Raw genomic sequence first — 22,731 nt, forward strand, 5'->3', positions numbered from 1 at the left:
CCAATTCGGAATGGTAGCGTCGGCCGCGGCCCGCCCGGGCCCCCGTCCAGAGCCTCAAGCCGAGGAGTCCCATGTCCGCGTCCGCCCCGTCCTTCCCGGACCCGGGCCTGCCCGACGGCGAGCTCGCCGTCGCGCTCGCGCAGGGGGCCGGTGGGGTGCTCCGCGGCCTGCGGGCAGAGGTCGACGCCGCCGGCGGAGCGTTCGTGGCGGGCGAGCTCAAGGACGCGGGCGACGCGGCCAGCCAGTCGTGGCTCGCCGCCGCGCTCGCGCACGCACGCCCGGCCGACGCCGTCCTCTCCGAGGAGGCCGCCGACTCCGCCGCTCGCCTGACGGCGGACCGCGTGTGGATCATCGATCCGCTCGACGGCACCCGCGAGTTCGCCGAGCGCGCCGGCGACGGCGCCCGCTGGCGGGACGACTTCGCGGTGCACGTCGCCCTCTGGGACCGCGGCGTCGCCCGCTCCGACCGGCTGGCCGCCGGGGCGGTCGGGCTGCCCGCCCGCGACGCCGTCCTCAGCACCGTCACGACCGACGCCGGGCCGCGGCGGGCCGGCGACACGGCCACGGACACGGACACGGACACGGACGCTGTCCTGGCCGGCCGCCGCCCGCTGCGCCTCGCCGCGAGCCGCAGCCGCCCGCCGCAGTTCGTGCGGGACCTCGCCGCCCGTGCCGACGTCGAGCTCGTGCCCATGGGGTCGGCAGGCGTGAAGGTCGTGTCCGTCGTGGACGGCACCGCGGACGCGTACGTGCACGCCGGCGGCCAGTACGAGTGGGACTCGGCGGCACCGGTCGCGGTCGCCCTCGCCGCGGGCCTCGAGTGCACCCGCCTGGACGGTACCCCGCTCGAGTACAACCGCCAGGACCCCTGGCTCCCCGATCTCTTCGTCAGCCACCCGGCCGTGGCGGCGCACCTGCGTGCGGCGCTGACGGAGGTCGGGGTCGACATCAAGGAAGGTGCCCAGCCGTGACGTCTCACGTCCTGAGCCAGCTCCGCAGCCTCGAAGCGGAGAGCATCCACATTTTCCGCGAGGTGGTCGCGGAGATGCAGCGCCCCTGTCTGCTGTTCTCGGGCGGCAAGGACTCGATCGTCATGCTCCACCTGGCCGCCAAGGCCTTCGCGCCGGCGCGGATCCCGTTCCCGATCATGCACGTGGACACGGGCCTGAACTTCCCGTCGGTGCTGGACACGCGCGACCGCTGGGTCGAGCGGCTCGGCGTCCAGCTCGTCGTCGCCTCCGTGCCGGAGGCCATCGAGCGCGGGCTGGTGCAGGAGGAGCCGAACGGCTCCCGCAACCGCATCCAGACCCCCGTGCTGCTGGAGGCCGCCGAGAAGAACGGCTTCGACGCGCTCTTCGGCGGCGGACGCCGGGACGAGGAGAAGGCGCGCGCCAAGGAGCGCGTGTTCTCCTTCCGCGACGACTTCGGCCAGTGGGACCCCAAGAACCAGCGCCCCGAGGTCTGGGACCTCTACAACGGGCGCGTCCACCAGGGCGAGTCGATCCGCGTGTTCCCGCTGTCCAACTGGACCGAGCTGGACATCTGGGCCTACATCGAGGCCGAGGGCATCGATCTCCCCGACCTGTACTTCGCGGCCGAGCGCGAGGTCGTGGACCGGGGCGGCATGCTGTTCGCGGTCAACGAGTTCACGCCGCTCAAGGACGGCGAGACCGCCGAGTTGCGGTCCGTCCGCTACCGCACGGTGGGGGACGCGAACCTCACCGCCGCCGTCGCGTCGACGGCAGCGACCCGTGCCGAGATCGTCGAGGAGGTCGCCGCCGTGCGCCTCACCGAGCGTGGCGCCACCCGTGGCGACGACAAGGTGAGCGAGGCCGCGATGGAGGACCGCAAGCGAGAGGGCTATTTCTAAGCCATGAGCACCGAGACCTTTACCGAGACCGCCTCCCCGGCGATCGACACCTCGGCCGACCTGCTGCGCTTCGCGACCGCGGGCTCCGTCGACGACGGCAAGAGCACCCTCATCGGCCGCCTGCTGTTCGACTCCAAGACGATCTTCGAGGACCAGCTCGAGTCGGTGGAGCAGGTCAGCAAGGACCGCGGCAACGACTACACCGACCTGGCGCTGCTCACCGACGGCCTGCGGGCCGAGCGGGAGCAGGGCATCACGATCGACGTCGCGTACCGCTACTTCGCCACGCCCCGGCGCAAGTTCATCATCGCGGACACCCCTGGCCACATCCAGTACACGCGGAACATGGTCACCGGGGCGTCGACGGCGGACGTCGCGCTCATCCTCGTGGACGCGCGCAAGGGCGTCATCGAGCAGAGCCGGAGGCACACGTTCCTCGCGACGCTCCTGGGCGTGCCGCACATCGTGGTCTGCGTGAACAAGATGGACCTCGTGGACTACGCCGAGGAGGCCTTCGAGAGCATCCGCCGCGACTTCACGGACTTCGCCTCGCGTCTGCGCGTGCCGGACCTCACGTTCATCCCGATCTCGGCGCTCGTCGGCGACAACGTGGTGAACCGCAGCGAGAACATGCCCTGGTTCGACGGGCGCCCGCTGCTCAGCCACCTGGAGTCCCTGCACGTGGCGAGCGACCGCAACCTGCAGGACGTGCGGTTCCCGGTGCAGTACGTCATCCGGCCGCAGTCGCACGACGCACGCGACTACCGCGGGTACGCGGGCACCGTGGCCGGCGGGGTGCTGAAGAAGGGTGACAAGGTCCGGGTGCTGCCGTCCGGGCTCGAGACCACGATCGAGGGGATCGACACCGCCGACGGCCCGGTCGACGAGGCGTTCCCACCCATGTCCGTGACGGTGCGGCTGGCGGACGAGATCGACATCTCGCGAGGCGACATGATCTGCCGCCCGAACAACTCGCCCGCGGCGCTCCAGGACATCGACGCCCAGATCTGCTGGATGGACGAGTCGGCGCCGCTGGTGCAGGGCAAGAAGTACGCGATCAAGCACACCACCCGGTGGGCGCGCGCCGTGGTGAAGGACGTCAAGTACCGCGTCGACGTCAACACGCTGCACCGCGACGAGGACGCGACCGAGATCCGCCTCAACGAGATCGGCCGCATCCAGCTGCGCGTCACGCAGCCCCTGTTCGTCGACCCCTATCGCCAGAACCGGCGCACGGGCGCGTTCATCCTGGTCGACGAGGCCACGAACAAGACCGTGGCGGCGGGGATGGTCGGGACCCTTCCGCACACCGCCTGAGGACGAGGTGATCGACATGGCCGTGACCGCGACCGCTCCGCTGACGGCGGAGCACGCGACCGCGCCCAACACCTGGGTGCTGCCGGAGCACAAGGTCCTGTTCACGCACCTGGCGAAGAACGCGTGCACGAGCCTGAAGTGGCTCGTCGCGGAGCTCAGCGGACAGGACCCGGAGCAGTTCACCAGCGTGCTGAGCTGCGAGGCGACGCCGCGCATGATGATCCACCACCGTCGGCTCTGGCGCGGCGTGCGGTCGCTCAAGCAGCTCGAGCCGGCCGAGCGGGCGGAGATCTCCCCCGCGAACGGCTGGTTCGTCTTCGCGGTCGTGCGCGACCCGCGCCTGCGGGCGTTCTCGGCGTGGCAGTCCAAGTTCCTCGTGGGCGACCCCGTGTACACGGGGCGGAAGTTCGCCGGGGCCGAGTGGCTGCCGGACGCGCCGGGCTCCGTCGAGGACGTGGTCCGCGACTTCGCGCGGTTCGTCGAGGTGCTGCGCGACCCCCGCGGCCCGGTCCGCGACACGCACTTCGCGCCCCAGTCGACGCGGCTGCACGAGGACACGATCCCGTACTCGCGTCTCTACGACATCAGCGAGATCCCCACGCTGCTCGGTGACCTGAGCGCCCATCTCGACGAGGTCGGGCGCCCGCACGAGGTGTCCCTCGGCCGGGAGAACGACACCCCGCTCAAGGCGGCGTCCGAGGTGTTCGAGGGCGGCGTGCGCGAGGCGCTCGAGGAGATCTACGCGGCCGACGTCGACCGCTTCGGCGACCGGTGGGACTTCGACCCCGTGATGCAGGAGCCGGCGCGGTGGTCGGCGTCGGACTTCCGCGACATCGCCGCGCGCCGCAGCCTCGGGGAGCGGATCGCCACCCTGTACGGGATCGCGAAGGACGAGCGCGACGAGATCAAGGACCTGAAGCAGGAGCGGGCCGGGCTGGTCCGCGCCAACAGGGACCTGGAGCACAGCCTCGCGCAGGCGACGCGGACGCCGCTGAGGCGCGTCGCCTCCAGGGCGAAGCGCATGGTGACGCGCTCGGACGACTAGCGGTGCCGGGGCGCCCGACGCGGGCCGGGGACGACCTAGACTGTCGTGGCCGCCGCGGTGTGTCCGCGGGTAGTCGTGGGGAGTATCGATGGCTCGACTGGAGCGCGGGTGCGACACGCCGTCGCGCCCCGACGCGTGCAGGCCTGCGCTCCTCGTCCGCGCGGCGTGGCCGCGGTGAGGCGAGGGGGGCTCCGTCGATGGGCCCGTCGAACGGCACGTGCCCTGCGCCCGGCATCGGGCGCGGGGTCGGGCATGCAGCGCCTCGAGGTGGGCCTCCGCGACGGTGACGTCGTCGTCGAGGGGACCGCGGTGCGTCCCGGCTGGAAGGTCGGCGAGCTGTCGGCGGTCTTCCGCGGCAGCGGGGTCGAGGTCCGGGTCCCGGCGAGCGGTCTCGAGACGTTCTCGGCGCGGCTGTCGCTGGACGAGCTGCGGCACCGCTCCGTGCCCGGGGACGACGTCGCCGACCTGTGGTTGCACCCGGTGCCGACCGCGGGTGGCGCGGCCTCGCGCCGGGGCACCGCCGAGGCGCCGGCCCCCGTCCGGCTCGGCAACTTCCGGTCGACGACGCGGGTCGACGTCGCGCGGTCGTCCGGAGCCGGCGCGGCCGACGACCGCCTGGCGGTGACCCAGAACGGCAACCTCAGCGTGCTCCTGGGAGGCGCCCCGGCGCGCAAGTTCCTCATCGACGTGGACGGGCTGCGCCTGGGCGCCGACGGCGTGGCCCTGCGGCTGCGGGTCCGCGGCGCCGATCGTGGTGCCCGTGCCGCCCGGCTGGTGGCGGCCTCCCGCGAGACGGGACGACGGTACGACTTCGACGTGCCCCTCGAGGAGATGCCCGACGAGTCCCGTCGTGATCGAGGGCGGTTCGTCCACCGTGGGGCCCTCGCGCTGCCGGTGTCCGCGCTCGTGACCCGTCTCGACGCCCGGGACGAGACGCTGGACCTCAGCGTCGAGGTCGAGGACCCGGAGGGCCGTGTCCAGGCCCGCCGCATCGGGACCAGGGCGCACCCGGTCGTGCTCCGGCCAGGCCGAGCCGTCGTCGGGGGCGTCGTCACGCAGCTGCTTCCCTACGAGACCTTCCGCGGGTCCAACGTGTCCGTGCGGGTCGAGCGCACGTCGCCGGAGGCCGACGCGTACCTGCGGCGATGGACCCGCCTCGCCTGGATCCTTCCGCTGGTCCGCCCGTTCCTCGGGATCTGGCTCATCGGGGAGCTGCCGTACAAGGCGCAGGACAACGGCTACCACCTCTTCCGGTGGCTCCGGGAGCACGAGCCGCGGCGACGCGCCTACTACGTCGTCGCCGAGGACGCCCCCGACCGTGCCAGGCTCGACGGCCTCGGCAACGTCGTGCTCCACGGCTCGCGCGAGCACGTCCGCGTGGCGTTCCTGGCCTCGCGGATCGCCGGGACGCACCACGCCGAGTACCTCCTGCCGTCGCGGCACCCGGCCGTCGTCGCCCGGGTGCGGGCCGTGCGCGTCTTCCTGCGCCACGGGATCTCCGGCACGAAGAACATGACGGCCAACTACGGGCGCTTCGCCCCGGGCTTCGCCACCGACCGGTTCCACGTCAGCTCGGACCGGGAGCGACGCGTCGCCGTCGACGCGTTCGGGTACCGGCCCGCGCAGGTGCGGGTGACGGGACTGCCGCGGTTCGACCACCTGCTCGCACCGCTCGACCGGGACCCGGAGGGCCTGCTCGTCATCCCGACCTGGCGAGAGTGGCTGGGCAACCGCGACCGGTTCCTGGACAGCGAGTACCGCGCGCGGTGGCAGGAGTTCCTCGGCCACCCGCGCCTCGCGCGGGCGATGCGTGACGGCCTCCGCGTGACGTTCATCCTCCACCCGAACATGCGGCACTACGTCGACCTGTTCGACGTGGAGGGGGTCCGCGTGCTGCAGCAGGGGGAGGTCGACGTGCAGACGCTCCTGCGGGAGCACGCCGGCCTCGTCACCGACTACTCGTCCGTGGCCTTCGACTTCGCGCTGCAGCGGCGACCGGTCCTCTACTTCCAGTTCGACCAGGCGCGGTTCTTCGGGGACCAGGGGTCGTTCCTCGACCTGGACGCGGACCTCCCGGGGACGATCGTCACCGACGTCGACCGGCTGGTCGAGGAGGTCGAGACGACGGCTGCCGACGGTTTCGCGATGCCGGAGGAGCACTGGGCCCGCGCGCAGCGGTCGGTTCGATACCACGACCGCCACAACTGCGAGCGGGCGGCCGAGTCCGTGCGCACGGCGGGCGGCCCCAGGGTCCTGTGGTGGCGGTGGACGGACCGGCGATGGTCCGACCGGAAGGCCCCGGGGAACGGGGGAGCGTCGTGAGACGATCCGGACCGGAGGACGCCCCGACGCCCTCCGGCTCTGGTAGAAATGGGCCGGACCTCCCCTTCTCCGGACCACGAATCCTAGTGAGCGGCTGGTGAACGACGTGCATGTGAGCGACGTGGATGCGCCGCGGCCGGACCTCGCCATCGTCTTCGTCGTCGGCGAGGGCCGGGCAGGGAGCCTCGGGCCTGCACTGGCCCAGCTCCGGAAGCTGCCCCGCTTCCGCCGCGCCCCGATCGGGGTCGTGCACGACCCCGGCATGGACGTCCGGGCGGTGCTCGCTCGCCACAAGGTCTCCGGGGTGGAGGCGGCGTCGAACCTGAGCAAGGACCGGAACGACGCCGCGTGCGACTGGTTGCTGGCCTCCGGCGCCCGCTACGGCACCGTCGCGACTCTGCCGCGCGCCGCCACGATCGAGGAGTGGGCCCGACAGCTGTGGCGTGAGGTCAAGAGGCTGGACCAGCTGTCGCTCGCCAGCCCGACGCCCCTCCTGCTCTGGACGGACCACGGGACGAAGCTGAGCGTGGCCCGCTACGTCCAGCAGGTGCTCACGGAGCACGACGTGACGCGGGGGTCGCTGCTCGCCGACTTCCTGGGCCGCCTCGCGCTGTCCGCGGCCACGCCGTGGCTCGAGGCGCTGGACCCCGCCGACGGAGACGTCGAGATCACGGGGTTCCTGTCCGTCGCGTTCGGCTCGGACATGCCCGAACCGCCCTGGCGATATCGCCTCGCGCTGACCGGCCCGTCGGGCGACGTCGCCCGTTCCGGCCCGGTGCCGCTGACGCCGCGGGTCGGCAACCGCGGCGACGCGCAGTGGGCGGGCCTGCGGACCCGGCTCCCGCTCGTCGGCACGGGGAGCGGCCACCGGCGCTTCGTCATCGAGCTCGACACCGAGGTGCCGGAGCTGCGGCTGCGGCGCAACCTCCGGCCGCGCGGGGGCGCGCTGATCAGCGCGCGGACGGTCGGGATGCACGCGGAGGCGGACGCCGCCTCGGGTCGACCACGGACGGCCACCGTCCGGTATCTCCTGCACACCGTCGGCGACGGAAACGCTGCGTTCCTCACCATGCAGGAGGGCTCGGGGCTCTCGGCGCGCCTGCGGTGGGCCGGCATGCTGCTGAAGAAGGACGCCGGCTTCATCGCCCGGGGGTCCGCGGGTCGGCGGATGCGGTGGCTCCGCTTCCTCCGGCTCGTGACGCGCCCGTTCTTCGCCGGTCGCGAGATCTGGCTCGTCGGGGAGCGGAAGGACACCGCGCAGGACAACGGCGCCCACCTGTTCCGACACCTCCGCGAGTCGGGCCTTCGGCGCCGGGCCTACTACGTCATCGACCGGTCGAGCCCCCAGTACGACCGGGTGGCCCCGTACGGGCACGTCGTCGCCCACTCGTCGTGGCGGCACCAGCTGCTCCTGCTGCACGCCACCGCCCTGGCCAACGCCTATTCGATCGCCTACCTGGTGCCGGACGGGTGGGACAGGAAGGAGTACACGCGGCACATCGTCTGGCGGGTCGGGGCGCTGCGCGTCTACCTCAAGCACGGCGTCCACCTCAGCCCGAACGCCGTGAAGCGCGGCACGACGGGCTACGACATCTGCCTGACGGTCATGCCGCGGGAGACGGAGGCGTTGCGCGTCGCGTCGGGGTACGACCGGCAGCTCGTCGAGGCGGGGATGCCGCGGTACGACGCGCTGACGCCGACCCCGGCCAGCCGGACCATCCTCTTCATGCCGACCTGGCGGAACTACCTCGCGACGACGGTATTCCAGGGCTCGCAGGACGGCGAGGTCCCCTACGAGGGGTCGACCTACCAGCGGTTCATGTCGGGTTTCCTGGAGAGCCGGCGCCTGCACGAGATGCTGGAGCGGTACGACCACAGGCTCACCTTCGTGCCCCACTACAACATGGCGTCCAGGTTCGAGGGGGCGACCGTGGCGGGCGAACGTATCGAGATCGCCGACACGGGCACCGTGTCGTTCCAGGACCTGCTCAAGCAGTGCGACGCCTTCGTCACGGACTACTCGTCGGTGCACTTCGACGTGGCGTACCTGGGGACCCCGATCGTGTACGCGCGCTTCGACGAGGAGGAGTTCGAGAGCAAGCACTCCTCGCCCACGTGGTTCGACTACGACCGGGACGGGTTCGGCCCGGTCGTGCGGACCCTCGACGACACGCTCGACGCCGTCGAGAGCCTGCTCGAGCGCGACTGCCTGCCCGATCCGTTCTACACGGCACGCATCGAGGCGGCGTTCCCGCGGCGGGACCGGCAGAACTGCGCCCGGACCGTGGCGGCGATCGAGGAACGGATCCCCGCGCGGCCGCGGTGACCACGGCGGGCCGCACCCCCCATCTTCCCTGTCGACCGAGTTCGAGGAGCAATCGTGCCCCAGCTGTCGAGGACCAACGTCCTCACGTCTCTCACCGCGCTCGCCGGGGTGGTCGCCGCCGTCGGCTTCGCGACCTCCGGCACCGAGCTGGGCGGGGCCGCGCTCGGCGTGGCCGCCGTCCTCGGGGCGGGGCTGGTCCACAGCGTGGGCCGCACGCTGGCCAGGCGGATCGACGAGGGCACCGACCGGCTGGCGGCCAAGGCAGACCTCGTCCTGACGGCACAGGAGGCGAGCGACCGGGCCGCTGCCGCGCACGCCGAGCACGCCGACGCGATGGCGCGGCGCATCGTCGCCGACGTCGGCGCCGCCCGCCTGGAGGCCGCCGAGCGAGGGCACGACGGCGTCCGCTGACCTACGAGGGGGCGGTCAGGCCGGAGGAGGGGGCCGCGGCGCCCAGGGCCTCGACGAACCGCTGCCCGGAACCGTCGAACCGGTCGTGCGCCCACTGCCATCCGCGCCGTGACCGGTCGCGGAAGGCGGCCTCGTCCGCCCGCAGCCGACCGACGAGGCCGGCCACCTCGTCCGGTGCGCAGGTCAGCACGGCGTCGCCGAAGAACGGCGCGAGCTCCGGCGCGACGACGGCCACGCACCCTTCGGCCAGCGCCTCCTCCACCGTGCGCACCGCTCCGGTCGTCGCCGACCGGGGGAAGGCGACGACGACGTCGAGCTGGTGCAGGAACTGGCGGGCGGCGACCTCGCCCGTCTCGTAGACGAGCCAGTCGGTGGGGATCCCGCCGAGGGCGCCGTCCAGGACGCGGCGACAGCCGACGAGCCGGACGTCGACCGAGCCGTCGACCGGGAAGACACGCCGCAGACGCTCGGCCCCGTCGGTCGTCGTCGGCTCCTCGCCGCCGAAGACCCAGCCGACGACGGGCCGGTCGCTCCGGAAGCGCCGGGGCTGCCTGCCGGGTCCCGACGGCACGTCGAGGACGCGCGGGAGGTCGTCCGGGGTGATCCACTCCGGGGCGACCTGGAAGAGCGCCTCGGCGTTCCGGTCGCAGTCCTCGGCGACCCAGCGCACGCCGGAGCCCTCGCGGGCGCCGCCTCCCGCGTCCGAGACGATCACGACACGGTCCGTGGTCAGCGACACGGGGCGAGACGTGGGGAACTCGAGCACGTCGGGCTGACGCACGACGATCGTGGGGATGTGGTCGGACTCCTCGAGCGACGCGAACGTGAGCGTGCGGTCGGCGAGCGCACCACGCACGGTCAGGGACAGCGGGGCTCGGCGAGGCGCGTCGCTGAACGCGCTGCGCACGTGGAGGAGACCGACACGCAGCCCGGCGCGCGCGAGCGCCTCCATCTCGGCGACCGCGGACCGCTGGGTGGCGCCGTCCATCGTCCAGTCGGCGACGAAGGCGACGTCGATCGGCTGCTCGGGGAGCCCGATGTCGCGCAGGAACGGTCGAGGGGCGGTCAACGGGCGCTGCGTCACGTCAGCGGGGATCCGAGGGCTGGCACCGGCCTCGATCTGCCGGTGCCAGTGGATCATCGCGGCGCGGTACTCCATGCGGGACGGATGCATCCAGCCGGGCCGGACGTCGTTGCGGGAGAGCGAGTCCGCCTGGAGGCGCACGACGGCCAGGGGCTCGCGCAGCTCCAGCCGGCGGCCGGGGAACACGGCCTCCAGCCGCCGGTCGAACTCGGTGTCGGCACTCTTGCGGACCCAGTCGAAACGGCCGACCGTGTCGAGGACCGACCGGCGGAACAGGTGGGACGACGCGTTGGCGTGGACCGGGCTGTTGCCCAGGTGCTGGAAGACGAGGTCGTCGCCGCACCGCAGCGAGAGGCTGAGCGTCCGCACGAGGGTCGGGCCCTCGAGAAGGGGGCGGACCTGCCGCTCGAGCCGTTCGGGATGCGACCAGTCGTCGGTGTCCTGGAAGGTGACGAAGTCCCCGCGCGCCTCCTCCAGCGCGCAGTTGCGCGCCGCGTAGGTGCCCCTGTTGACGGGTTGACGCAGCACCCGCACCCGCGGGTCGAGACCCTCGAGCTGCGCGAAGACGTCCTCGAACTCGTCTCCGGAGGCGTCGTCGACGACGAGCAGCTCCCAGTCCTGCCACGTCTGCTGCACGACGGACCGCACCGCCGTGACGGACTCCGGTCCGGGCCGGTAGGCCGGCATCACCACGGTGATCAACGGGCCCGGGCCCGCGGTCCGGGTCGTTCCGGGCTGCAGGCGGTCGAAGGGGGTGGCGCCCCGTGGCGCCAGTCCCACGGGGGCGACCCCGTAGGTCCGCAGGCACGCGTTGAGGGTGTCGAGCCACGAGTCCGACCCGACGCCGTGGTCCATCCCCTCGAGGTCGAGCTTGAGGAACGCTCGCGTCCCGGGCTCGAGCGACCTCAGCAGGGCGGCGTCGCGCCGGAGGCGGTCGCGGTCGCCGTGGGCCCACAGGAGCTGGGCGAACGCACGGCGGTCGGGGACGGACCAGCGGCCGACGGGGGCGCACCGCCGCGCGGCGGCGAAGAGCGCGAGCGCGTGCGGCACGTCGTCCTCGGCCCCCTGCTGGTGCCCGACCATCCGGGCGAGCGAGCAGAGCAGCTCTGCGGTCCGCGTGGTCCTCGCGTCGAGGAGGTCGGACGACGAGGGCTCGAGGGCCGCCGCGACGACCGTGGCGTAGTCGGCGTCCGGGGCGATCATCCGCGCGACGATCTCGCGTGCGGTGACGGCCTGCATGTCGAGCGCCAAGGACGTGACCCGACCACCTGTGCCGCCGAGGCCCTCGGCGTGCCGCGCGGCGGCGAGCGCGACGTCGGGGTGGGTGACGAACGCCGTGGCGCTCACGACGCGCGGGCCTCCTCGATCACGGGGGTCAGACGGCTGTCCAGGATCGGGGTCGCGGACTTCACGTACGTGCGCGAGAGGTGCGAACCCTGGCGGTAGGCGAGGACGTCACCGATCACCGGAGGGCAGACGTCGGTGCAGACCAGGTCGTTCATGCTGACGACGTCGACCGACGGCAGGAGGTCGGCCGCCGCGAGCATCGCCGGGGTGCCGCTCTTGTCGAGGCCGGCCTCCTTGGAGAAGGCACAGCTGGACAGGGAGTCCATGTACTCGGCGACGCACTTGTAGACCTCGCCGTCGCCCGCGGGGAGGTCGACCGGATCGGGGTTGTCCGCGATGGCGATCACGTCGATCCCGGCGTCCTCGATCGTCTTCCAGGTGGACTCGAGCGAGTCGACCATCGCCTCCTGCGTCCGCTCGCCCGAGCTGTCGTAGGAGTAGCTCGTGGTCTGCGAGACCATGATGGCGTCGGGCTTCTCGTCGAGCACCATCTGGAGCAGCGCCTCGTTGTACTGCGTGCAGCTCACGTAGGGGTCGCCCTGCCCGTCGTTGATCTGCGCGCTCGAGAAGCCGCAGGCGCTCTTGGTGGCGACGTCGAGCTTCCACCCGTGGTCCTTGGCGATCGGGTCGAGCGCGTCGATCCACTGGAGGGCCTTGGAGTCGCCGAGGAGCATGAGGTGCGTGTCGCCCTCCCGGTCGCCGTAGGCGCAGGGCTTCGGCACCGCCACCTTCTGGTCCACCTGGCAGCCGCGGTCGTACGCGTCCGGCTTGTCGGCCGCGGCGTCCTGGGGGAGCGGGGTGAAGCTCTCGACCGAGTCGGGGTTGGGGATCCCCGTGGCCTCGCCGTCCTTCATCTCGAGGCTCTGCGCGCCCTTGCCCTCGACGCTGGCGTTCGCGGGGGCGCTCGAGGGGGTGCTGCTCGTGAGGAGGAGCCCGGCGATCACGGTGAGGGCGGTGAGGTTGAGACCCACGGAGAGCGTCATCCGGGGGGACCAGCGCTCCTGGGCGATCCGCCGCATGGGGTTCTCGACGAGCTTGTACGACAGCCACGCGGGGATGACGGCAAGCACCACGATGAGCAGCCCGCGCTTCTGGCCGAGCTCGCCCCACACCCAGGTCGCGGCGATGAGCAGCGGCCAGTGCCACAGATACAGCGAGTACGAGAGCCCGCCGAGCCACACCATGAGCTTGTTGCCGAGGAACCCGGGGGCCGAGCTGCTCGCCCCCGCGATGATCACGGCCGCGGTGCCGAGGACCGGGACGAGGGCCAGGGAGCCCGGCCAGACGGCGGTCTCGTCGAGGAGCAGCGCACCGGCGAGGATGGCGGCGATGCCGCCCCAGCCGAGGATCAGCGCGACCACGCGCGGCACGCGGGGCCAGATCGCGACGCCGACGGCCACGAGGCCGCCGATCCCGAGCTCCCACAGTCGGGTCGTGGTCACGAAGAACGCGTTCGCCGGGCTCGCGGTGGACATCACGATCGACCAGACGAACGACGGGACCACGATCAGGCACAGGCCGGCGGCCATCACGATCCGCGCGGGCCAGTGGAACCGTCGCGCCAGGAAGGCGACGACGACGAGCAGCAGCGGCCAGACGATGTAGAACTGCTCCTCGACGGACAGCGACCAGAAGTGCTGCACCGGCGAGACGCTGACACCCTCCGCCAGGTAGTCGACGGCGCGACCGGCGAGGCGCCAGTTCTCCACGTAGGCGGCCGCGGCGACGATGTCGCCGCCGAAGACCCGACGGTCGACGATGCTGCCCACGAAGAACACCAGGGCGGCGGTGACGGCCAGGACGAGCGCGGCGGCCGGCAGGAGGCGTCGTGCTCGACGGGCGTAGAAGCGGATCATGGACACGCGCCCGCTCCGCTCCAGCTCGCGCACGAGCTGGCCGGTGATGAGGAACCCGGAGATGACGAAGAAGACGTCCACGCCGATGAAGCCGCCGGGGATGAAGACGATCCCGGCGTGATAGAGCAGCACGCTGCCGATCGCGATCGCGCGGAGTCCTTCCACGTCGGGGCGGAAGCGCGTGGCGCGCGGAGCAGCGGAGGTCGCGGCGGAGGCCGCGACGTCCGGGACGGCGCGCGAGTCGACGGTCATACGGAGGCTTTCGTGCAGGGGACGGGCGGGCAGTCGAGGTTACTCATAGGTCAGCACCTCGGAGACATCGTTCTTGTAGCCGGCGCGGCGGAGGCGCGGCAGCTCGTCGAGCCAGTGCTCGATCGCCTGCCTCTCGTCCTCGCGGTGCACGTCGTCGACCAGGACGTGAGAGTCGGGGAGCAGCGCCCCGTGCAGGACGGGGAGCGCGGGGTACCGGGCGAGCGGACCGGTCGCCTCGGGCGGCCCGTCGACGACGAGCAGGTCGATCGGCCCGAGGGTCGCGGGGTCGACGTCGTACCACGGGAACTCGCCGCGAGGGGTCGGCGTCGTGACCAGCGGTGCATGACGGACCTCGGCCACCTCGGACAGGCCGTGCCGCTCCAGGGTGGATCGGGTCCGCCCGGCGAACTCGTCCAGGTGGTCGAGCGCGGTGACCCGCCCTCGGCCGTTCTGGCGCAGGGCCATGGCGATCCAGAAGGTGGAGGTGCCGCTCCCGCACTCGACGACGTGCTCCGGACGCCGACGCTCGATCTCGTCGACGAGCCAGAGGAGCGCGGTGGGATCGAGGGCCCACCCCCCGACGTCCGGCAGGGGACCGGAGACGTCGAACTTGGCCCGGAGCTGCCCGAGCGCCTGCATCTGGGTGAGCAGGGGCCCGGGCCGCGCGGCGTTGACGAGGTTCCGGACGGTCTCGACGCGTCTCCGCAGGTGCCGGAGGTCGGAGTCCAGGCCGTCGAGCCTGGCCGAGACCTTGTCCAGCGGTGGCGCGACACCGGCGTGCACCGTCGCCTCGAGGTCGGACTGCCACCGCGCGACCGACCTGTCGGTGCGCGCGACCTGCCGACGGATCTGCTCGGTCGCCGTCGACGTGGCCTGGTGCTGGCGCGCCAGGTCGTCGCGGAGCTCCCGAAGCCGGCGGTCGGCGGCGTGCGCGCGGGCGGCCGTCGCGCCGGCCCGTCGGTAGGTCAGCACACCGAGCACCGCGACCCCGCCGACCAGCACGACGAGGACCGCCAGGGCGACGTCGAGGCTGCCCAGGAGGGCGGCGACGACGCCCACCACGGCTGCCACGGCGATCGCCGAGAGGGCCGCGAGGCTTCGGGGGCGCATGGAGCTCCTTCGACGTCAGGTGTGCGGCGCCGGTCCGGACCGGCCCTCGCCGGTCAGAGCCGGATGGCGTCGGGGTGCGTCGTCGCGCCCTTCGTGTCGAAGAAGCGCACCGACTTCTCTGCCAGTACATCGACATCGTAGGCGCTGTGGTTCTGCACCAGGATGACCAGGTCGGCCTCGAGGATCGCCGTGTCGAGGTCCTCGACCCGGTCCAGGACCTCACCGTTGACGTGCCACCGGGCCACGTGCGGGTCGTGGAACACCAGCTCCGCGCCCTGGGCCACCAGCGCCCGGGCGACCGCGACCGCGGGCGACTCACGCTGGTCGGCGATGTCCGGCTTGTACGTCACGCCCAGCACCAGCACCCGCGAGCCACGCATCGCCTTCGCGTCCTCGTTGAGGATGTCCTGCGCACGCCGCACCACGTAGGACGGCATGGTCGCGTTGATCTCCTGCGCCAGCTCGACGAACCGGAACGGGTAGCCCAGACGCGAGCGCACGTTGTGGCTCAGGTAGTTCGGGTCGATCGGGATGCAGTGCCCGCCCACCCCGGGACCCGGGTAGAACGCCTGGAACCCGAACGGCTTGGTCTTGGCCAGCCGGATCACGTCCCACAGGTCGATGCCCAGCTCGTGGCAGAACCGCGCCATCTCGTTCACCAGCGCGATGTTGATGTGCCGGTAGGTGTTCTCCAGCAGCTTCGCCGTCTCGGCCTCGCGCGCGCCCTTGGCGACCACGACCGTGTCCACGAACCGCGAGTACAGCGCCGCAGCACGCTCGGTCGCCTCCGGGGTGAGCCCGCCCACGACCTTCGGCGTGTTCTTCATCCCGTACGTCGGGTTGCCCGGGTCGATCCGCTCGGGCGAGAACGCCAGGTGGAAGTCCTCACCGCACCGCAGGCCACCCTCCTCGAGGATCGGCTTGAGGACCTCCTCGGTGGTGCCCGGGTACGTCGTCGACTCCAGCACCACGACCATGCCCGGCTCGAGCACACCGGCCACCGTGCGGGTCGCCGCGATCACCGCACCCAGGTCGGGCCCACCGTCCTGGCCCAGCGGCGTCGGCACGCAGATCACCACGGCGGCCGCACCACGGATGTCCTCCACGTCGGCAGTCGCACGGAAACCCGCCTCGACCATCGAGGCCACGTCCGCGTCCGAGATGTCGTCCACGTGGGAACGACCCTCGTTGAGGGCATCCACGACCGGCGTCGTCACATCGAAACCACGCACCTGCAGGCCGGCGCGCACGGCCTCACGCGCCAACGGCAGTCCGACATAACCAAGGCCGATCACGGCAAGGTCGAGAGGCATGGGGCCCAGGTCCTTTCGATCTGTGGTCGAGCCCGGGAGGAAGCATCCTCGAACGGGACCAGGCCACGGCGATGTGTGGGTCAGCCGGGGGACCGCAGAGCGGAGCTCCGGTGAACGCCGTCTGAACGGCTGAAGGTCGAAGGAGAGGATACCCGCCTTCGAGGGGGCGCCGTGTACCACCCGTCCGGCCCGGTCCGCCCGGAAACATCGCCAAGCGGACGAACTGCTCGTGGTCGGCCAGACCATGGACGGGACGTGGCGTGGAGACGTCCGGGACGTGTCGTGAAGGCCCGGCCCCGCCGCGCCCGCGGACGGGCCCGACCGCGCCTGTCACCGGTCGTCGGGCTATCCTCCGAGGCGGTCCCCGCGAGACCGTGAGACGGCCCGTCGAGCCGCCACGTCTCGAGCTGCCACGTCGGGACCGACCCGACCCTGGAGCGCTGCGTGACCACCCTGTCCCCGCCCGTTCCCGCCGGCTCGACGGCGGGCACGTCGACGCGCACCGAGGTCCGCACCGACGTGCAGGGCCTGCGCGCGCTGGCGGTGAGCGCGGTGCTGGTCTACCACCTGCTGCCGGGCACGGTGACGGGCGGCTACGTGGGGGTGGACGTCTTCTTCGTCATCTCGGGCTTCCTCATCACGTCGCACCTGCTGCGCCGCCCGGTGCGCGGGGTGGGTGACCTGCTGGAGTTCTGGGCGCGGCGGGTGCGCCGCCTCATCCCCGCGGCGACCGTGGTGCTGGTGGCCACGCTGGCGGCGACGCTGCTGTGGCTGCCCTCGACGGTGCACGCCCGCGTGGCGCGGGAGGTCGCGGCCGCGGCGCTGTACGTGGAGAACTGGGCGCTGGCGCGGTCGGCGACGGACTACCTGGCCGCCGAGGAGCTGGCGTCCCCGGTGCAGCACTACTGGTCGCTGTCCGTGGAGGAGCAGTTCTACGTGCTGTGGCCGGTCCTGGTGGGGCTGACGGCGTGGCTCGCGGTACGCCTGCGCCGGCGCGGCAGGGGGCTCGCGGCGTGGCTGCCGACGGCGGTCGTCGGGCTGGTCGTCGTCGTGTCGCTCGCCTGGTCGGTGCACCTGACGGCGACCGACCCGGCCGCGGCGTACTTCGTCACGACGACCCGGTTGTGGGAGCTCGCGCTGGGCGGGCTCGTCGCGGCGGCGGTGACCGTGCGGCCGTGGCGGTGGTCGGCACCGGTCAGGGCGGCGACGGCGTGGACGGGGCTGGCCGCCGTCGTGGCGGCGGTGGTCCTCTTCGACGGGACGACGCCGTTCCCCGGCGTCGCGGCCGCCCTGCCGACGGTGGGCACGGCCCTCGTGGTCGCGGCGGCGGCCGACGGCGCCCGCGGCGGGCCCGGCGGCCTGCTCGCGCTGCGTCCGGTGCAGTGGCTGGGCGACGTCTCGTACAGCGTGTACCTGTGGCACTGGCCGCTGATCGTCGTCGTGCCCTACGCGCTCGGCCGCGCGCTGGGCGGTGTCGAGCTGGTGGCCGTCGTCGTGGCGTCGCTCGTGCTGGCCGCCCTGACCAAGCGGTGGGTCGAGGACCCGCTGCGCCGTCAGCCGGTGCTGGTGCGTCGGCGCGCCGCGACGTTCGGGCTGCTCGCGGTGTGCGTCGGCGTCTCCGCGGTCTGGGGCGTCTCGGCGGCGTCGGCCGCCGACGAGCGCACCCGTGAGGCGGTCGCCTCCGCCCCGGCGCGGGTCGCGGACGCCGGTGCGTGCGCGGGGGCGGGCGCCGTGCGCGACCCGTCCTGCGACGTCCGGGGCCTGCTCACGCCGCCGGAGGCGGCCGCGCAGGACAAGCCGGCCGTCTATGCCGACGGCTGCTGGAACGACCCGCCGTTCACGACCCGCCACAGCTGCACGTACGGCTCCGACGACGCCCCCGTGCGGGTCGCGCTGCTCGGCAACTCGCACGCGGGCCACTGGGCCCCCGCCCTGGAGGCGGGGGAGGACGCGGGGGACTGGCAGGTCGACACGTACCTGCAGTCGTCGTGCTACCCGGTCGAGCAGCTCCTGGAGTACGACGCCGCCGCGGACGCGCAGGGCTGCCTCGACACGACGCGGTGGGCGGTCGACTCCGTCGTCTCGGGCGGCTACGACCTGGTGGTCATGTCGGCGCGGACCAACCAGCTCCTGGCGGACGTCCCGGAGGGCGAGCAGGCGGACGCCGCCCAGGACGCCTACGCCGCGACGCTGTCCACGTTCACCGACGCCGGCATCCCGGTGCTCGTGCTGCGGGACACCCCCGCGATGCCGGACAGCGTCCCCGACTGCCTCGCCACCGGGCCCGTCTCCTGGGACGACTGCGGGGCGCCGCCGTCGCAGGCGCTCGAGCCGGACCCCCTCGCCGCGGCCGGGCGCGCCGACGGTTCCGGGCTGGTCACGGTCCGCGAGGTCACCGACCTCATGTGCGACGACGAGGTCTGCCACCCCGTGGTCGGCGGCGTCGTCGCGTACTTCGACCACGGGCACCTCACCGCGACGTTCGCGCGCACGCTCGCCCCCGAGGTCACCGACGGCCTGCGGGCCGCCCTGCGGGCCAAGCCCTCCTCGTGAGGGGAGCCCCTCAGACCGGGCTCGCGACCGCCCGTGGCGACGACGGCACGCACCACCGGTCACAGCCCGGGACGGTGCGCGGCCAGCTCTCCATGCCGTCGGGCTCCGAGCCCGCGGGGTAGAGCCACGCGGAGGGATGCGCTCCCCAGACGAGCCCGCGCGGCCGACCGGCCGCCTCGTCCTGGAGGACCCGTACGCGGGCGTCGAGCCACGCGGACCCCAGTGCGAGGTCGTGGTCGAGGTGGTACTGCTGCGGGTCGCCCGGGGCCGGAGTGATCTCGCCGAAGCGGATGCCGTGGGGAGTGTCGTAGAAGTCGAACCGGCCGAAGTCCGCCCCGGTGGCCAGGGAGAGGTGCCGTGCCGCCGCGAGGATCTCCGGCAGGCGGTCGGGGACGGGGATGTCCGGTCGGTACGTCACCCCGGGGAGGACCTCACCGAGGTCGGCGCCGGTGACCGGGTCGATGTAGCGGCGTCCGGCGTCACGACGGCGGGGACCGGCAGGACGCATGAGCAGGACCTGCGCGGGCTGCCCGTAGAACGTGTAGACCTTGATGTCGTCGGGGACGGGCGACTCGCCGGAGGACGGCAGGAGCGCCTCGGCGAAGTACGGTCCGCGAATGCGGTCGCCGAAGGCGCGCAGCCGGTCCTTGATGTCGTCGCACGAGACCCGTTCGCCGGTGTCGATCCTGACGAGGGAGCCTCCCGTGCGGCGGATCGGGAAGACGCCGCGCGCGCTGGCACCACCGTCCGCCTTCAGGACGAACTCGTCCGGAAGGGAGCCGAGGTCGATCTCGTCGATGGTGCCCCACGCCTGGAAGACCGGGGCGGTCGGGACCCCGTGGCTCCGGGCGAACGCGACGTTGTGCAGCTTGTACTCGGTGCGTGCCATCGGGTGGTGGGCGTGGCCGCCGGTGTCCCGGAGCCGACCGTACAGCGACCGCTGCTGCGCCAGCAGCGCGCTGAACGTCGGCTCGGCGCCGCGCGAGATCCGGCGCTTCGCCGACCTGAGCGCGGCGAGACGCTCCCGCGACGTCGTGTCGTGGGCCACCGCCTTCTCGCGCTCACGCCGGACCTGAGCCCGCAGGCCGGCGACCTCCGCCTGGAGGTCGGCGACGCGCTCGCGTTGCTTGCGGAGCGCTCGCGCACGCTTCCGTACCACGCCGGAGAGGCGGCGGATCTCGGCGTCGCGGCGCGCGACCGGGGGCAGGCCGGCGAACGCGCGGGCCACAGCAGCACGAGGGGAGGGCATGGCGGAGTTATGCCACAGGCGCCGACGGGAGGCAATCCCGGCACCCCCCGCCCGGTCGGCGCCGCGACGCGGGCGGCCGCTCAGCTGTCGGTGTGCCGGACGAGGACGTCCTGGACGTGGGTCCGCTTCGACCGCGGCACCAGGACCTGCTGGTCGTAGTGGCCGACCGCGACGAACGAGATGAACACCTCGTTGTCGGGGACGTCGATGATCTTGCGGATCGCGGCGTCCTTCGCGCTCCCCATCGCGGTGTTGAGCGAGCAGGAGCCGAGGCCCACCTCGGTCAGGCCGAGGAGCAGCGACATCATGAACAGCCCGCCGTCGACGAACGGCTGGTTGCGCTCCGGGGCGAAGAGGAAGGCGTCGAGGTCCGCCGTGACCAGCAGCAGGCGGGGCGGCATCTCGTAGCCGTTGAACCCCCCTTGGATGTCCAGCACCGACCTGATGACGTCCGGGTCCTGGAACTGGTGCACGCGGGCGGCCTGGCGGTTGCACACCGAGGGCGACTGCATCGCGATCTGCACGGCCCGGGTGACGTCCCCGTCGGCGACGGGCTCGTCGGTGAACTCGCGCACGCTGCGCCGCCCGTAGACGACGTCGAGGAAGCCGCGCCGGTCGTCCGCCTCGAGGCGGATCTCGCGGGTCTGCTCGGCGGGCAGCACGCCGCCCTCCTGGTGCCGCGTCGCGTCGATGAGGTCCTGCGCCGCGCCGGAGAAGAGCTGGCGGAAGGCCGAGACGTCGGTCTTCAGCTCCGCGTGCCGCCCGAAGTAGGTCTTCATCACGGCCGCGGAGCTCTGCAGGTAGGGATCGTCGATGCTGAACCCGGACGCCAGCCAGGAGTTCATCTCCTTGGCGAGCCCCGGGACGGCGATCTTGCCGAAGCCCGCGCGGAAGTTGCTCCGGCTCAGACCCTTCTCGATCGCGTGCGCGTGGAAGATCATCCGCGCCCGGGCGCCGGAGATCCTGTCGGCCGAACGGGCGCGATCGTACGAACGCACCTGGCGTTCGTAGTCCGCCAGCGCCAGCGCCCTGGCCTGCCCCGCGAACCCCTTGGCCGGCGGCCTGCCCGAGGACGTGCGTCGTGACGCGGCGGCGACCGCTGCGGGCACCTCGACCACCTCGATACCGCGCACCTCCGCGCCCGCGTTGCGGCCGGTGAAGTGCAGCCCGCCCAGCATGATCTCGGAGAAGCCCGGGTCGGAGACGGTGAACGTGACCGCGTCGCGGCGCGCCGTGCCCGAGCCCTGCTCGACGTTCACCTTGCCGACGGCGCGGAACTGGCCCGTCTCGGGGTTGCGGAGGTGGAGGTTGACGGCCGGCGCGTCGGTCCGAGGGGTCCAGTCGATCGTCAGCTGGTACGCCGATCCCGGCGTCAGCGGCTCCGGCAGGGCGGTCCAGGCGTGATGGCCGACCGCCGCGCCGTCCCGCGCGACCTTCAGCCGAGTGCCGCGCGCCCGGTGCGAGACGCGCCAGGCCTTGCTGTTGGCCGCGAACTCGGGCTTGTCGAGGGCGAACCGCTGGAAGGGGCGGATCGCCGCGGAGCCCCCGGTCTCGGGGTCCAGCGCGGTGCTCAGCCAGTCCAGCGACGAGGCCCGGCCGGACCCGATGTACTCGCGGGCCTTCGTGAAGTCGATCTCCCGGGTGACGTACTCGTTCTCGGCGATCGTCGCGGCAGTGTCGGTCTCCAGGACGCGACGCTGGTCGTCGAATCCCATCGCCGCCATGAGGTTCTTGAACCGGTCGGCGCCCCGCTTGGTGTTGTAGATCGACGAGAAGGGCTTCTCGAAGATCGCCGCGAAGGCCGAGCCGTGGTAGCTGTCGGTGACGACATAGCCGGCGTCGCGGTAGGCGCGCAGGAAGTTCTCCGGGGCGTCCTCGGCCAGGACCTCGACCCGCGGCTCGTCCGCGAACAGGGACGTCACCTTCTCGCGCCCCTCGTCGGGGTTGGGGATCACCAGGATCTTGTCGAAGCCCAGCTTGTCGGCGATCGCCCGGGCGACGGACACCTTCTCCGGGTTGGGGTCGAGGTAGAAGACCGCGAGGTACTCGCCCTCGGGAGCCACCGTCGCCCTGTCGGCGAGGCCGTCGTAGTGCTCCTTCGGCAGCAGGAACACGGGGTCGACGACGAGCGCCGCCTTCGCGCCGAAGACGTCCCGCGCGGTGTCGATCGCGTACTCCTCGCGTACCGAGATCGCGGTGAACTGCTGCAGGTTCGCGGCGTGCTTCGCGACGAACGGCACCTTGAACTTGTCGGTCCCGCGGTTGCCGAACGACGTGCCGTACGCCACCCGGTGGTTCTCCGGCGCGACGAAGTCCAGGAAGAGGTCGTCGTTCACCCGCCCGATCAGCGGGTTCCACAGCTGGTCGCTGCCGACGACGAAGGTGCGGGCGACGTCGTTCAGGCGCGGCAGCGCGGAGTAGTGCTCCTGGTCGGTGTGCTCGTAGCCGACGCGCCGGGCGAACTCCATGGAGACGATGTCCGTGGGCCAGTGCACCCGGTAGCCGTTGTAGCCGAGCGGCTCGTGGACCATGAGGACCGAGCGGCCGAGATTCTCGACGGCACGGTTCAGCCCGTAGTAGGTCAGGATCGAACCGTAGTTCTTGCCGTACCACCATCCGAGGATGGCGACGTCGTACGTCTTCGCCGGATCCGTCATGCGCTGTGTCCCTGCCTGC

At 72.5% G+C, this 22,731-nt stretch carries 14 protein-coding genes; 8 read left to right on the forward strand and 6 right to left on the reverse strand.

Going from position 1 to position 22,731, the window contains the following annotated elements:
- Positions 1 to 71 precede the first annotated feature (71 nt).
- From ACFQ8E_RS02375 to ACFQ8E_RS02405, 7 genes are all read left to right on the forward strand, one after another.
- The gene (locus ACFQ8E_RS02375) at positions 72 to 971 is read left to right on the forward strand and encodes an inositol monophosphatase family protein (protein WP_430548955.1); all 900 of its coding nucleotides are present in this window, start codon (positions 72 to 74) and stop codon (positions 969 to 971) included.
- A complete protein-coding gene (gene cysD, locus ACFQ8E_RS02380; RefSeq protein WP_430548956.1) occupies positions 968 to 1,870 on the forward strand; it encodes a sulfate adenylyltransferase subunit CysD in 903 nt (300 codons plus the stop codon). The genes ACFQ8E_RS02375 and cysD overlap by 4 nt, the downstream gene beginning before the upstream one ends.
- 3 nt (positions 1,871 to 1,873) lie before the next feature.
- Positions 1,874 to 3,187 carry a sulfate adenylyltransferase subunit CysN gene (cysN, locus tag ACFQ8E_RS02385; protein WP_430548957.1) on the forward strand — a complete coding sequence of 438 codons (1,314 nt, stop codon included), beginning with the start codon at positions 1,874 to 1,876 and terminating at the stop codon, positions 3,185 to 3,187.
- A gap of 16 nt (positions 3,188 to 3,203) precedes the next feature.
- On the forward strand, positions 3,204 to 4,232 hold the full coding sequence (locus ACFQ8E_RS02390; protein WP_430548958.1) for a sulfotransferase family 2 domain-containing protein: 1,029 nt from the start codon (positions 3,204 to 3,206) through the stop codon (positions 4,230 to 4,232).
- Between the two features lie 252 nt (positions 4,233 to 4,484).
- Positions 4,485 to 6,554, forward strand: coding sequence for a CDP-glycerol glycerophosphotransferase family protein (locus ACFQ8E_RS02395; protein WP_430548959.1), 2,070 nt, complete (start codon positions 4,485 to 4,487; stop codon positions 6,552 to 6,554).
- Positions 6,555 to 6,666: 112 nt separating this feature from the next.
- Positions 6,667 to 8,880: a CDP-glycerol glycerophosphotransferase family protein gene (locus ACFQ8E_RS02400; protein ID WP_430548960.1), complete on the forward strand. Its 2,214-nt coding sequence runs from the start codon at positions 6,667 to 6,669 to the stop codon at positions 8,878 to 8,880.
- A gap of 54 nt (positions 8,881 to 8,934) precedes the next feature.
- Positions 8,935 to 9,291, forward strand: a complete 357-nt coding sequence (locus tag ACFQ8E_RS02405) for a hypothetical protein (RefSeq protein WP_430548961.1) — start codon at positions 8,935 to 8,937, stop codon at positions 9,289 to 9,291.
- A gap of 1 nt (position 9,292) precedes the next feature.
- Here ACFQ8E_RS02405 and ACFQ8E_RS02410 read toward each other — a convergent pair whose 3' ends face one another.
- The 4 genes from ACFQ8E_RS02410 to ACFQ8E_RS02425 are packed head-to-tail and all read right to left on the reverse strand — an operon-like array spanning position 9,293 to position 16,253.
- Positions 9,293 to 11,722 carry a glycosyltransferase family 2 protein gene (locus ACFQ8E_RS02410; protein WP_430548962.1) on the reverse strand — a complete coding sequence of 810 codons (2,430 nt, stop codon included), beginning with the start codon at positions 11,720 to 11,722 and terminating at the stop codon, positions 9,293 to 9,295.
- A complete protein-coding gene (locus ACFQ8E_RS02415) occupies positions 11,719 to 13,830 on the reverse strand; it encodes an acyltransferase family protein (protein WP_430548963.1) in 2,112 nt (703 codons plus the stop codon). Before ACFQ8E_RS02415 ends, ACFQ8E_RS02410 begins: the two co-directional genes overlap by 4 nt.
- A gap of 39 nt (positions 13,831 to 13,869) precedes the next feature.
- Complete coding sequence (locus ACFQ8E_RS02420; protein WP_430548964.1) at positions 13,870 to 14,940, reverse strand: class I SAM-dependent methyltransferase; 1,071 nt, start codon at positions 14,938 to 14,940, stop codon at positions 13,870 to 13,872.
- Between the two features lie 53 nt (positions 14,941 to 14,993).
- Positions 14,994 to 16,253, reverse strand: a complete 1,260-nt coding sequence (locus ACFQ8E_RS02425) for a nucleotide sugar dehydrogenase (RefSeq protein ID WP_430548965.1) — start codon at positions 16,251 to 16,253, stop codon at positions 14,994 to 14,996.
- A 444-nt stretch (positions 16,254 to 16,697) separates the two neighbouring features.
- On the opposite strand from ACFQ8E_RS02425, the gene ACFQ8E_RS02430 reads away from it, so the two are divergent.
- On the forward strand, positions 16,698 to 18,806 hold the full coding sequence (locus tag ACFQ8E_RS02430) for an acyltransferase family protein (protein WP_430548966.1): 2,109 nt from the start codon (positions 16,698 to 16,700) through the stop codon (positions 18,804 to 18,806).
- Between the two features lie 10 nt (positions 18,807 to 18,816).
- Here ACFQ8E_RS02430 and ACFQ8E_RS02435 read toward each other — a convergent pair whose 3' ends face one another.
- On the reverse strand, positions 18,817 to 20,055 hold the full coding sequence (locus ACFQ8E_RS02435) for an ATP-grasp fold amidoligase family protein (protein ID WP_430548967.1): 1,239 nt from the start codon (positions 20,053 to 20,055) through the stop codon (positions 18,817 to 18,819).
- An 80-nt stretch (positions 20,056 to 20,135) separates the two neighbouring features.
- Complete coding sequence (locus ACFQ8E_RS02440) at positions 20,136 to 22,712, reverse strand: polysaccharide pyruvyl transferase family protein (RefSeq protein WP_430548968.1); 2,577 nt, start codon at positions 22,710 to 22,712, stop codon at positions 20,136 to 20,138.
- Positions 22,713 to 22,731 lie beyond the last annotated feature (19 nt).

Origin of the sequence: Isoptericola sp. NPDC056573 (genome assembly GCF_042793335.1) — a bacterium.
GTDB lineage: Bacteria > Actinomycetota > Actinomycetes > Actinomycetales > Cellulomonadaceae > Isoptericola.

Bases quoted from the DNA above. Each gene is read 5' to 3' on its own strand.
- ACFQ8E_RS02375 (WP_430548955.1), top strand. From the start codon at position 72: ATGTCCGCGTCCGCCCCGTCCTTCCCGGACCCGGGCCTGCCCGACGGC.
- cysN (WP_430548957.1), top strand. From the start codon at position 1,874: ATGAGCACCGAGACCTTTACCGAGACCGCCTCCCCGGCGATCGACACC.
- ACFQ8E_RS02390 (WP_430548958.1), top strand. From the start codon at position 3,204: ATGGCCGTGACCGCGACCGCTCCGCTGACGGCGGAGCACGCGACCGCG.
- ACFQ8E_RS02395 (WP_430548959.1), top strand. From the start codon at position 4,485: ATGCAGCGCCTCGAGGTGGGCCTCCGCGACGGTGACGTCGTCGTCGAG.
- ACFQ8E_RS02415 (WP_430548963.1), bottom strand. From the start codon at position 13,830: ATGACCGTCGACTCGCGCGCCGTCCCGGACGTCGCGGCCTCCGCCGCG.
- ACFQ8E_RS02420 (WP_430548964.1), bottom strand. From the start codon at position 14,940: ATGCGCCCCCGAAGCCTCGCGGCCCTCTCGGCGATCGCCGTGGCAGCC.
- ACFQ8E_RS02425 (WP_430548965.1), bottom strand. From the start codon at position 16,253: ATGCCTCTCGACCTTGCCGTGATCGGCCTTGGTTATGTCGGACTGCCG.
- ACFQ8E_RS02435 (WP_430548967.1), bottom strand. From the start codon at position 20,055: ATGCCCTCCCCTCGTGCTGCTGTGGCCCGCGCGTTCGCCGGCCTGCCC.
- ACFQ8E_RS02440 (WP_430548968.1), bottom strand. From the start codon at position 22,712: ATGACGGATCCGGCGAAGACGTACGACGTCGCCATCCTCGGATGGTGG.